The 12,955-nt window shown below is 66.0% G+C and carries 6 protein-coding genes and 2 pseudogenes; 7 read left to right on the forward strand and 1 reads right to left on the reverse strand.

The features are described 5' to 3' along the window. Positions 1 to 109: 109 nt before the first annotated feature. A complete protein-coding gene (locus tag AB8Z38_RS05215) occupies positions 110 to 1,162 on the reverse strand; it encodes a hypothetical protein (protein WP_369723415.1) in 1,053 nt (350 codons plus the stop codon). 735 nt (positions 1,163 to 1,897) lie between these two features. Here AB8Z38_RS05215 and AB8Z38_RS05220 point away from each other — a divergent pair. From AB8Z38_RS05220 to tsf, 7 genes and pseudogenes are all read left to right on the forward strand, one after another. Next, the gene (locus tag AB8Z38_RS05220) at positions 1,898 to 2,620 is read left to right on the forward strand and encodes an outer membrane protein (RefSeq protein ID WP_369723416.1); all 723 of its coding nucleotides are present in this window, start codon (positions 1,898 to 1,900) and stop codon (positions 2,618 to 2,620) included. A gap of 475 nt (positions 2,621 to 3,095) precedes the next feature. Then, the gene (dnaE, locus tag AB8Z38_RS05225) at positions 3,096 to 6,599 is read left to right on the forward strand and encodes a DNA polymerase III subunit alpha (RefSeq protein WP_369723417.1); all 3,504 of its coding nucleotides are present in this window, start codon (positions 3,096 to 3,098) and stop codon (positions 6,597 to 6,599) included. 114 nt (positions 6,600 to 6,713) lie between these two features. Further along, a complete protein-coding gene (locus AB8Z38_RS05230) occupies positions 6,714 to 7,232 on the forward strand; it encodes a hypothetical protein (protein WP_369726749.1) in 519 nt (172 codons plus the stop codon). A gap of 127 nt (positions 7,233 to 7,359) precedes the next feature. Further along, complete coding sequence (locus tag AB8Z38_RS05235; protein WP_369723418.1) at positions 7,360 to 8,100, forward strand: carbonic anhydrase; 741 nt, start codon at positions 7,360 to 7,362, stop codon at positions 8,098 to 8,100. 182 nt (positions 8,101 to 8,282) lie between these two features. Beyond that, positions 8,283 to 10,636, forward strand: a pseudogene (locus AB8Z38_RS05240) (caspase family protein). A gap of 233 nt (positions 10,637 to 10,869) precedes the next feature. Next, positions 10,870 to 11,865 (forward strand): 30S ribosomal protein S2, encoded by a 996-nt coding sequence (locus AB8Z38_RS05245; RefSeq protein WP_369723419.1) that lies wholly within the window; start codon positions 10,870 to 10,872, stop codon positions 11,863 to 11,865. Positions 11,866 to 11,999: 134 nt separating this feature from the next. Further along, positions 12,000 to 12,922 (forward strand): annotated as a pseudogene (gene tsf, locus AB8Z38_RS05250) (translation elongation factor Ts). Positions 12,923 to 12,955 lie beyond the last annotated feature (33 nt).

Here is a 12,955-nt window from a genome sequence, read left to right on the forward strand (position 1 = left end):
AGCTCGGCGAAGGCAGATTGCATATCTGCGTCCCGATTGCGTCTGGCCAGCGCTCGAGCAGCGCGCCGCCGTGTCACACAATGCAGGGCGCCGCGACAGGTTTGTCGGCCTACGGTGTGGCCGAAGGAGTTGCGCTGACGCTCGGCGACAGAGTTGCGGGCCCAGGAGCTGTCGGCCACGGACTCGCCGGCCAAGGACTCTTCGCGCTGATCATGGCCGATGCGCACGATGCCGAGAGCTGTGGCCATACTGGCGCCAGGCTCGTCACCTCGATCTCGAATGTTGTAGCGTTGGGCTTTCCGTCCGGCATCGGCGTGGTTTCGCGGACCTGGAGGGTGCGCGAGGCCAGCATCGCCTTGACCATGTCGGAGCCGAGGGCGCCGCTCCAGACCTCGTACTTGCCAACGCGCAGCGGAAACCCTCCGGCTTCCTGCTTGGTGTCGGCGCTTGCCGCCATCAGGATCGTGCTTTTGCCGACGGCGGTCTCGTCGATCTCGGCCGCGGATCGCAGCGGCACGCGGTCCTTGTTTTCGCAGGACAGGCGCCACTCCATCATCCGGAACGAGGCGCCGTTCTCCTTCTTCAGCATCGCGAACTTGCTGATGGAGGGCCGCGCTCCCTTCTCCAGGGTCCACGTCGTCTCGGCCAGTGTTCGCGTATCGATGCCGAAGCGATGGAGCTCGCCTCGCGTCAGCGTATGCGGGCTCTCGAACTTCACTGTCCGGATCAAATCATCAAGCTCGTGGCTGATGCCCATCGCCGCCACGAACGCAGTCCGCGCGCGGTTTGACGTCTCGATTTGACGCTGCCTGGCATCCGCGACCAATTTCGCCGGCGGATGCCCGTGGATGACGAGCATCAGCCTGGAGTTATGGACCGCCATCGCCGCGTCCGGCGCCACCTCGCGAGATGTCGCCCCGAGAAACAGGTAACCGCAGGCCGAGTTGCACATCGCATTGCGGGTGGTGAGTTCAGCCTCGACCTCGCCGCCTGCGTTCTTGATCTTGAGGCATGCGGCGTCCAGCTGCGTGCCCGCGGCGCACGCCGTCGCAATCGTGCGGCCGACGCGCGCGACCGCCTTGCGACTGCGCAGCAACCGCCCGATGACGTAGGACTGCTCCACGTTCCCGCCCGGCGAATGCAGGTAGATCGGTCGCTGCATGTCCTTGACGCCGGCGAGGAAGCGTCGAATGCGCGGGCCTGCGTCCTGGTCGACCTCGCCCTCGATGGCAATCCAGCGGTCGCAGCCCGGCCCGCATGCGTCAGGGCCCCCTTCGCAAGGTAGATCGTCAGCCTGGACTCAAATCCGGCCTTCTCGGCCGGGAGTCCTTCTGCATGCAATGCACCGGGGATCGACAGCGAGGCCACGAGAAGAAAAAATGCGGGCAAGCATGCAATGAGGGGACCGCGCGGGGAAAGACACGTGCGGACGTTATACGATGATCGGCGTGACCACAACTTTCGGTAGCGTATTGGGTGCGCTCATTCGGCGACGCTACGCCGCCCATCAGCCGCGTGAAGCGCGTCGGGCGGTTGATTCCCGTGCGCGGGAGGCAAGCGCTAGGCATGTCATCGCGCGATCGCAAATGTGGCGAACGCGCGCGAAACTGTGGCGAGAATGGGGAGAGAAAATATTGTGCGCATCGCCAACTTCAAATCACACGATTGTGCGCGCGACGTTGTTACGCGCGCTCGCGCAAAACGTGGTCCAGTGAACATTGGAACTGCGGAAAACTCTTGTTTCAAAGGGTTTCCGCGCACGCGTCGCTAAACCTTCGTTAATGAAGCGCGGCCCTTTGGGGCGAAGTGTTGCGTCGAGGTTACAGCAATTCCGTCGATCGCTGATATGACGACGCCAGGCCCGGGGGCCTAACGACGAAACTGGAACGGGATTAAAATGAACAAGAATTTGTTGCTTGCCGCTGTCAGCCTTGTCGCGCTCAGCGCGGCTGCGCCGGCGGTGGCTGCTGATCTCGCGGCGCGGCCTTACACCAAGGCGCCTGCGATGGTCGCCACGCTCTATGACTGGAGCGGCTTCTACATCGGCGTCAACGGCGGCGGCGGTTCGGCGCATTCGACCTGGGATCTGGTCGGCGGCGGTCGCGAGGGTTCGCATGATGCGACCGGTGGCACCGTCGGTGGTCAGATCGGCTACCGCTGGCAGTCCGGCCAGTGGGTGTTCGGCGTGGAAGGCCAGGGCAACTGGGCCGACTTCTCCGGCGACAACGTCAGCGCGCTGTTCGCGACCCGCAACCGCTCGAAGATCGATTCGTTCGGTCTGATCACCGGTCAGATCGGCTACGCCTGGAACAACGTCCTGCTCTACGTCAAGGGCGGTGCGGCTGTGACCGGCGGCAAGTACGAGGTGTTCAGCACGGCCACCGGCGCGCTGCTGGCCTCGAACGACCAGACCCGCTGGGGCGGCACCGTCGGCGCCGGCATCGAGTATGGTTTTGCCCCGAATTGGTCGGTTGGCATCGAGTACAACCACATCTTCCTGCAGGACAAGGACGTCACCTTCGCGCTGGTGCCGTCGACCGACCGCATCCGTCAGGACGTCGACATGGGCCTCGTTCGCCTGAACTACAAGTTCGGCGGCCCGGTCCTTGCGAAGTACTGAGACCAGTCGCTCCGTTTGAGCGATCGTCGAAGCCCGGCCTGATGGCCGGGGCTTTTTATTGTCTGAATTCATCGAGTTAACCATCCCATTTCGAGATGGCTGAGAGATGCTTGACTCCCGAGAACAAAATGAGAACAATGTTCTTCATACGTTCTCAATATGGAGTGAGCCATGTTCAGGATTTTCGTGGAAGAAGCCGCCGCACTGACCTCGATCGCGCTGTTCGTCGGGATGATCGCGATCTGGGCCCAGGTACTGCCGCAACTCTGACTCGTGCTCGGCGCAAAACACTTGCCTGGGAACTCGCGGATGCGAGCTTGGGGAAAACCGGGACGACGCGGCCGATCGGCCGCTCCGGCGTGGACTCCGGCGTGGCGAGCCCTCACCATTGCGAGGCGAGTCGGCCGGGCGAGTGCATGATGCCTTGAGGAGCCGGTGACCGCTCCATCTCATCTGCAAGAGGCCGTCACGCGAAATGCCGAGCGCCGGATTTGTCCACCTTCACGTTCACTCGGCCTATTCGCTGCTCAAGGGCTCGATCAAGATCGCCAAGCTCGCCGAGCTTGCCAAGAAAGATCACCAGCCGGCCCTGGCGCTGACCGACACCGACAACATGTTCGGAGCGCTGGAGTTCTCCGACAAGATGGCGGGCTCGGGCATCCAGCCGATCGTCGGCTGCGAACTCGCGATCGATTTCGGCGATCAGGATCCGAATGCCCGCAACGCGCTGCTGCCGTCGCGCATCGTGCTGCTGGCGGCGCAAGAGCGCGGCTATCGCAGCCTGATGCGGCTGAATTCGCGGGCGTTCCTGGAGACGCCCGACACCCACGCCTGCCACATCAAATTCGACTGGCTCGAGGGCGAGACCGAGGGCCTGATCGCGCTGACGGGCGGTCCGGACGGGCCGATCTCGCTGGCGCTGGGCGCCGGCCATCCCGAGCTTGCCGCCGCGCGCTGCGAGCGTCTCGCCAGCCTGTTCGGCGATCGCCTCTATATGGAGCTGCAGCGTCATGGCCTGGACAAGGAACGGCGGGTCGAGAGCGGCCTGATCGACATCGCGTTCGCAAAAGGCCTGCCGCTGGTTGCGACCAACGAGCCGTATTTCGCCGCGACGGACGACTACGAAGCGCATGACGCGCTGCTTTGCATCGCCGGCGGCCGGCTAATCGCGGAGACCGAACGCGAGCAGCTCACGCCCGATCACCGCTTCAAGACGCGGGCCGAGATGGCGGTGCTGTTTGCCGATGTTCCGGAGGCGCTGGCCTCCACCGTCGAGATCGCCGAACGCTGCTCGTTCCGGCCGATGACGCGCAAGCCGATCCTGCCGTTCTTCACCGTCGGCGCCGCGTCGAGCTCGGATGCGGCCGCGGTCGAGGCGGCGGAATTGAAGCGGCAGGCGGAGGAGGGGCTCGCCAATCGGCTGCGCGTGCACGGCCTGTCGCAGGGCACCACCGAGGAGGACTACAGCCAGCGGCTGGCGTTCGAGCTCGACGTCATCATGCGCATGAAGTACGCGGGCTACTTCCTGATCGTGTCCGATTTCATCAAATGGGCCAAGGGCCAGGGCATACCGGTCGGACCGGGCCGCGGTTCAGGCGCGGGCTCGCTGGTGGCCTGGGCGCTGACCATCACCGATCTCGACCCGATCAAGTTCGGGCTGCTGTTCGAGCGCTTCCTCAATCCGGAACGCGTCTCGATGCCGGACTTCGACATCGACTTCTGCCAGGACCGCCGCGGCGAGGTGATCCAGTACGTCCAGCAGCGCTATGGCCGCGACCAGGTGGCGCAGATCATCACCTTCGGGACGCTGCAGGCGCGCGGCGTGCTGCGCGACGTCGGCCGCGTGCTGCAAATGCCTTATGGCCAGGTCGACAAGCTCACAAAACTGGTGCCGCAGAATCCGGCCGCGCCGGTGACGCTGGCGGCCGCGATCGAGAGCGAGCCGAAGCTGCAGGCGTTTCGCGACGAGGACCCGGTGGTGGCGCGCGCCTTCGACATCGCGCAGCGCCTCGAAGGCCTGACCCGCCATGCCTCGACCCACGCGGCCGGTATCGTCATCGGCGATCGCCCCCTGAGCGAACTGGTGCCGCTCTACCGCGATCCCAAATCCGACATGCCGGTGACCCAGTTCAACATGAAATGGGTCGAGCCGGCCGGCCTCGTCAAATTCGACTTCCTCGGCCTGAAGACGCTGACCGTGCTCGACGTCGCGATCAAGCTGCTCAAGCCGCGCGACATCCACGTCGATCTCGCCACGTTGCCGATCGACGATGCCGAGAGTTATCAGATGCTGGCGCGCGGCGACGTGGTCGGCGTGTTCCAGGTTGAAAGCCAGGGCATGCGGCGCGCGCTGATCGACATGCGCCCCGACCGTTTCGAGGACATCATCGCGCTGGTGGCGCTGTATCGCCCGGGTCCGATGGCGAACATCCCGACCTATTGCATGCGCAAGCACGGCGACGAGGAGCCGGAATATCTGCATCCCGTGCTGGAGCCGATCCTGAAGGAGACCTTCGGCGTCATCATCTACCAGGAACAGGTGATGCAGATCGCGCAGGTGATGTCGGGCTATTCGCTCGGCGACGCCGACCTGCTGCGCCGCGCCATGGGCAAGAAGATCCGCTCCGAGATGGAGAAGCAGCGCGAGATCTTCGTCGCGGGCGCGGTGAAGAACGGCGTGCCGAAGGGGCAGGCCGACACGATTTTCGAGCTGTTGGCGAAGTTCGCCGACTACGGCTTCAACAAGAGCCACGCAGCGGCCTATGCGCTGGTGTCCTACCACACCGCCTACATGAAGGCGCATTACCCGGTGGAGTTCATCGCGGCGTCGATGACGCTCGATCTCAACAACACCGACAAGCTCTCCGAATTCCGCTCGGAGGCGCAGCGCCTCGGGATCAAGGTCGAGCCGCCGAACATCAACCGTTCCGGCGCGACCTTCGAGGTCGGCGACAAGACCATCTATTACGCGCTCGCCGCGCTGAAGGGCGTCGGCATTGCCGCGGTCGAGCAGATCATCGCGGAGCGGACCAGGAACGGCCTGTTCACCTCGCTGGCCGACTTCGCCGCACGCGTCAATCCGCGATCGGTCAACAAGCGCATCATCGAAAGCCTCGCGGCCGCCGGGGCCTTCGACACGCTGGAGCCGAACCGCGCCCGCGTCTTCGCCGGTGCGGACTCGATCCTGGCCGCCTGCCAGCGCGCGCACCAGGCCGAGACCATCGGCCAGAACGACATGTTCGGCATGTCGGCGGACGCGCCGACCATCATGCTGCCGCAGGTCGAGCCGTGGCTGCCGGCCGAGCGGCTGCGCCGCGAATATGATGCGATCGGCTTCTTCCTGTCGGGCCATCCGCTCGACGATTACGCGACGGTGCTGAAGCGGCTGCGGGTGCAGAGCTGGGCGGAGTTTTCGCGCGCGGTGAAAACCGGCGCCACCGCCGGCAAGGTCGCAGCCACCGTGGTGTCGCGCATGGAGCGACGCACCAAGACCGGCAACAAGATGGGCATCATGGGGCTGTCTGATCCCACGGGCCACTTCGAGGCGGTGCTGTTCTCGGAGGGGCTCGCGCAATATCGCGACGTGCTGGAGCCTGGCGCAGCCGTGCTGCTCCAACTCGGCGCCGAGCTCCAGGGCGAGGACGTTCGCGCCCGCGTGCTGCACGCCGAACCGCTGGATGAGGCCGCCGCCAAGACGCAGAAGGGCCTGCGCATCTTCCTGCGCGACACCAAGCCGCTGGATTCAATCGCCAAGCGTCTGGCCGGCCCCGAGATGGCCGGCGCGAACGGCGCAGCACCGAGGGTCGGCAGTCCCGGCATCGCACCGCGCTCCAACGGCGACGGCGAGGTCTCGCTGGTGATCATGCTCGACCTCGAGACCGAGGTGGAAATGAAGCTGCCAGGCCGCTTCAAGGTTTCGCCGCAGATCGCCGGCGCCATCAAGGCGGTCGCGGGCGTGGTGGACGTGCAGCAGGTCTAGCAACACGCACGACGGTGCGGCCGATTGCATGTTTTGCGCCGGATCCGTGCCGCTGCTGTTGCAACCAGGCGGTGTTTTTGGCTAGCATGCCCTCGGGAATGAATTGGGGGCGTGATGTTACTGCGTGGGCTGGTGCTGCTTACGGCGGCCGTTTTGCTGTGTGGCTGCGAGACGGCGAGAAATGGGCTCGACTATTCCGAGACGGTTCGAAAGATAGGTCCGCCGAAAGCCGGGCAGACGCGCGTCGTGGTGTTTCGCGAGAAAGGTTATGGCGGCATCGGCGATTCGGACTGGGTGTTCTCTCTCGACGGCGCCCCGATCAAGGGACTGAAGACCGGGACGTATGTCTATGTCGATCGCCCGGCGGGCCAGCACCAGTTCGTGGCAGAAGAGGCGGCCCTCGGAACCACGCGCGTGGACTTCTCGGCTCAATCCGGCCAGACCGTGTTCTTCGTGACGCGCATGAGCGAGCGCAAGAGCGCCATGATCGCAAATGCAAGCACGGGCTTGCTGGGCTGGGGTCTCACGCTCGCGATGACCTCCGGTTACAAGAATCAAGGACCGCTCGATTTCCTGCCGCTGGACGAACAGGCGGCAAGGACGACGATCGCGGAGCTTAAGCTGGCGGAATAGGTCGGCCGCGCCAGATGGCTGGCGCGCGGCGCGGTCGAGCTTGTGGTTTCGTCACATCATTGCGAGTATGATCGTTACAATGCGGCGCGCCTGCGAGCACGCGTTCGTTGCGCCGCGAGGAATCGCGATGTGTGACAGGTGCTCCGAATCTGCGCAGGACAGAATCGCGCCATCGCGGCGATCCGCGATGCTGCTTGCCGCCTCCGCCCTGAGCCTCGCCTTCGCCGGTCGAGTGCTCGCCAAGGAAACCAGGGCGCCGCCCAAACCGCAGAACGTGCTGTCGCCGGACGCCGCGCTGAAGCGGCTGATGGCGGGCAATGCGCGCTATGTCGACGGCGTGTCGCGGCGCCACGATTTCAAGCATGAGCGTGAGGTGCTTGTCGGCGGGCAGAATCCGTTCGCGGCGGTGCTAAGCTGCGCGGACTCGCGCATCGCGCCGGAATACGCCTTCGACACCGGCCGCGGCGATCTCTTCGTCTGCCGCGTCGCCGGTAATTTTGCCGGCGTCGAGACCATTGCCAGCATGGAATATACGGTGGCCGTGCTGGGCTCACCGCTGATCCTTGTGCTCGGCCACGACAATTGCGGCGCGGTCGATGCGACGCTGAAAGCGCTCAAGGACAACAAGCCGCCGCCGGGACACATTCCCTCGCTGGTCGATGCGATCGCGCCCGCGGCGAAAGCCGCGATGCAGCAGGGCGGGGATGTGCTCGACAACGCGATTAGGCAGAACGTAATCGACAACGTCGCGACGCTGAAATCGGCCGCGCCGATCCTCAACGCGGCCGTGGATCAGGGCAAGCTGAAAATAGTGGGCGGCATCTATCGGCTCACGACGGGAACGGTAGACCTGATCGCACAGGGCTGAAGCTAAAAGGCTGACCCTGACATACAAAGGGCCGAAGCTGACGCGGAGCTGACGCGACTCGCTGCGGCTGGCCGGGTGCCATGCCGCCGCCTTAATCCCAGCCTTTCGTTCAAGTGCCGTTCATCCGGCCGTGCGCCTCATGCGTGGCGATGACTCAACAAGCAATAGCGGGCAAGCAAGCCATGCGTGGGACACACAAGGTCTTCATCTGCTTCCTTCTGCCGATTCTGCTGCTTGCTGCGGGCACGCCCGATGCGGCACGCGCGCAGCAGCAGGAAAAGCGCATCGCGCTCGTGGTTGGCAACGGTGCCTATGCCAAGTCGCCGCTGGCAACCACCGCGAACGACGCCGGCCTGATCGCGCAGACGCTGCAAGCAGCGGGCTTCGACGTGGTCGGCGCGCGCGATCTCGACGGCGACACGCTGCGCAAGAGCTTTCGCGATTTCATCCAGAAGGCGCAGGCCTCCGGTCCCGGCACCGTCGCGATGGTCTATCTGGCCGGTTACGGCGTGCAGCTTGCCGGCGAGAACTATTTCATCCCGGTCGATTCCAACATCACGCGCGACACCGACATTCCGACCGAAGGCTTGCGCATCAGCGACTATGTCCGCCAGCTCGCTTCGATTCCGCTCAAGGCTGACATCGTCGTGCTCGATGCGGCGCGCGCGCAGCCCTTCATCGAGGGCGGCCAGCCGATCGCGAGCGGACTGGCATTGGTCGAGCCGGATCCGAACATGCTGATCGCCTTCAACGCTGCGCCCGGCACGGTCGCGCCCGAGGAGCCTGGACCTTACGGCGCCTACGCGCAGTCGCTGGCCGAAATGATCCGCACCGGCGGCCTGTCGCTTACCGAGGTGTTCGACCGCGTTCGCCTGCGCGTCAATGACGCCTCCAAAGGCGCGCAGGTGCCCTGGGACGACCAGAAGATCAGCGCGCAATTCTCGTTCTTCGAGCGCGGGCCCGATGCGCCGCCGCCGCAGTCCACGCCGGATCAGGTCGCTGCGACCCGCAACAAGCCGATCCGCGATCTCGGCGTCCAGGATGCCTATGCGGCCGCGCTCGAGCGCGACACGCTGCCGGCCTATGAGGAGTTTCTCGCGGCCTATCCCGGCGACCCGCTCTCCAAGCGCGTGATGGCGATCGTGGCGGCGCGACGCGAAGCCATCACCTGGCGGCGGACCTATCGGACCGACACGCCGGAGGCCTATTGGTCGTATCTGCGCCGCTATTCGCGTGGGCCGCATGCGGGCGATGCACGCCGCCGCCTGGCGATCCTGACGGCACCGGTCGAGCCGCCGCCGAGCTTTGCGATGATCGACTATGACGTGCCGCCACCGCCGCCGGACGAGATCGTCTATGTCGATCGTCCGGTGCTGCTGTTCGGCGATCCCTTGTTCGGCTTCGCACCGCCACCGCCGCCGCCGGTCTACTATCTGCCGCCGCCGCCGGCGGACTTCGTCGTGCTGGCGCCGCCGCTCGCCGTCGTCGGCCTGTTCGTGCTGCCGCAGCCGGTATTCGTGCCGATCCCGGTGTTCGTCAGGCCGCCCGTCTATGTCGCGCCGCCGCCGAACAACATCATCTACCAGAACATCCACAACACCACGGTCATCAACACGGTGATCAACCGGCCGCCGCCGACCGGGGCAGGCGGGCTTGCGGCAGGGAGCCTTGCACCTGCCGTCGCCGGCCGCGCGACAGCCGCCGGACCGGCCGTGCCGCAGGCGGTTGCCCAACGCGCCGCCCTGATCCAGCAGGGCAAGGCGCCGATGCCGCCAAGCGCGGCCATCCATGCGACCGCGCGGCCGGGCACGCCTCCGGTAACGCCTGCGAATGTCGCTCCGACGGCCCCGCCGCAGACCCGGCTGCCCGAGGCCAACACGCTGCCGGTCCCGGGCGGCCACGGCGGCCCGCCGGCGCCGGTCGGGGCAGGGCCCAACGCTCGGCCCGCGCCAGCGACCGCGACTGCGCCGAACACGACGTTGCCGACCCATACGGGGGCACCGGCCGCTGCCGCGCCGGCCACCGCTACGCCTGCCGCGGGCACCGCGGCGACCGCACCCGGCCAGCCGCCGAAGGTCCCGGTGGCGCAGACCCCGGCCGCGGCCGGCCCTGCCGAACGGGCCAACGAACGCGCCAATGAACGGGCGAAGGCCGCAACACACCAGCCGGCCGGCTCGCCATCTCCGGGGTCCCGGTTGGGAAGCCTTCGGCCAGCGCCGCAAAGCCGGTGACGCCGCCGGCATCGGCTGCGCACGAGCGGATCAAGCCGCAGAATCAGCCCGTGCAGGCGGCAAGGCCTCCGGCGGCACCCCCGCGGCCTCAGGCCGTGGCGAGGCCCACGCCTCCGCCGCCGCGTGCGGTTGCGCCGCCGCCCCGGCCTCCTGTCGCCGCCGCGCGACCCGCGCCGCCGGCAGCTCGGGCGGCCCCGCCACCACCGCCGCCGCCACGGGTGGCCGCAGCCCCGCCGCGTCCGGCCGCTCCGCCACCGCGCCCCGCTGCGCCGAAGAAATGCCCACCCAACCAGCCCAGGTGCTAGGCTTGGTGTCTGGCCAACCGCCAAGTGGGCGGGCGGTATTCGGGAACGGGCCTTTCGCGGGCGACAAACGCCCTTGAAAGGCCCTTATTTCCTTGCTTCTGGCCGAAATCGCGGTATACAGCGCGCCATCTCACACGGAAGCATGGCTCACAAGGCCGTCCGGTGGCAGCCGGGGCGACAACGCTCCGTTTTGCTCACACGCTTCCGGAGGAACCAACCGGAGAATTAGAACGATGGCACTACCCGATTTCACTATGCGTCAGCTGCTCGAGGCTGGCGTGCACTTTGGTCACCAGTCCCACCGCTGGAATCCGAAAATGGCGCCGTTCATTTTCGGCGCCCGCAACAACATCCACATCGTCGACCTCGCGCAGACCGTGCCGTTGCTGCATCACGCATTGCAGGCGGTCAGCGACACCGTCGCCAAGGGCGGCCGCATCCTGTTCGTCGGCACCAAGCGCCAGGCGCAGGACGGCGTTGCCGATGCGGCCAAGCGTTGCGCGCAGTACTTCGTCAATTCGCGCTGGCTCGGCGGCACGCTGACCAACTGGAAGACGATCTCCGGCTCGATCAAGCGCCTGCGTCACCTCGACGAAGTGCTGGCCGGCGGCGATGCCAGCTCCTACACCAAGAAGGAGCGTCTGACGCTTCAGCGCGAGCGCGACAAGCTCGACCGCTCGCTCGGCGGCATCAAGGACATGGGCGGTCTGCCCGACCTGATCTTCGTGATCGACACCAACAAGGAAGACATCGCGATCCAGGAAGCCCAGCGGCTGAACATCCCGGTCGCCGCGATCGTCGACACCAATTCGGACCCCAAGGGCATCACCTATGTGGTGCCGGGCAATGACGACGCTGGCCGCGCGATCGCGCTCTATTGCGACCTGGTCGCGCGCGCAGCAATCGACGGCATCGGACGTGCCCAGGGCGATTCCGGCATCGACGTCGGCGCGTCGGCCCAGCCGGTCGTCGCCGAAGAGCTGCCGCCCACGACTGGCGGCTTCCAGGGCCTCGCCGGCCCGCGCGGCACCGCCGACGACCTCAAGAAGCTCCCGGGCGTCTCGGGCGCGATCGAGAAGAAGTTCAACGACCTCGGCATCTTCCACTTCTGGCAGCTCGCCGAGCTCGATCACGACACCGCGCACAAGATCGGCGAAGAAGTCGGTCTGCCCAGCCGCGCGGATGCCTGGGTGGCCAAGGCCAAGGCGCTGACCGCGGAAGCGGAATAGTCAAAAAAGAGCGATGGGTTGGCCGGATAAGCTCCGGCCACCATTTCAGTTGACGCGAATTCCTGAAATGGACCGCGGCGGGGCAATTGGATGCCACGCCGCGGCAAACCGGCAGGCAAAAGGGATTTTCAACGATGGCAACGATCACAGCAGCGATGGTCAAGGAGCTGCGCGAGTCGACCGGCGCGGGCATGATGGACTGCAAGGCCGCGCTCACCGAGACCAACGGTGATTTGGAAGCGGCGCAGGACTGGCTGCGCAAGAAGGGTCTCTCGAAGGCCGCCAAGAAGTCGGGCCGCGTCGCGGCCGAGGGCCTGATCGGCGCGCTCACCAAGGGTAGCAAGGGCGTCGTGGTCGAGGTCAACTCCGAGACCGACTTCGTCGCGCGCAACGGTCAGTTCCAGGGCCTGGTCAAGATGATCGCCCAGGTCGCATTCGACGTCGGCGCCGATGTCGAGAAGATCAAGGCCGCAAAGGTCGGCGACGTCACGATCGAAGCCGCGATCAATGACGCGATCGCGACCATCGGCGAGAACATGTCGCTGCGTCGCGCTGCTTCGCTCGAAGTGAGCCAGGGGGTGGTGTCGAGCTACGTCCACGGTGCCGTCATCGACGGCGCCGGCAAGATGGGCGTGATCGTGGCGCTCGAATCGCCCGGCAAGAGCGACGAGCTCGCGACGCTGGGCCGCCAGATCGCGATGCATGTCGCTGCCGCCAACCCGCTCGCGCTCGATCCGTCCGGTCTCGATCCGGCGGTCGTGAAACGCGAGAAGGACGTGCTCGCCGACAAATATCGCCAGCAGGGCAAACCGGAGAACGTGATCGAGAAGATCGTCGAGTCCGGCCTGAAGACCTACTACAAGGAAGTTTGCCTGCTCGAGCAGGCCTTCATCCACGACACCGGCAAGTCGGTGGCGCAGGCGGTGAAGGAGGCCGAGGGCAAGGTCGGCGGCCCCGTGAAGATCGCGGGCTTTGTGCGCTATGCTCTCGGTGAGGGATCGAGAAGCAGGAATCGGACTTCGCGGCCGAGGTCGCGGCGGCCAGCGGCAAGAAGTAAGCGCCGGAACGTTCCTTCCGGCGTGCCGCCGGA

The organism is Bradyrhizobium sp. LLZ17 (assembly GCF_041200145.1).
Lineage (GTDB): Bacteria > Pseudomonadota > Alphaproteobacteria > Rhizobiales > Xanthobacteraceae > Bradyrhizobium.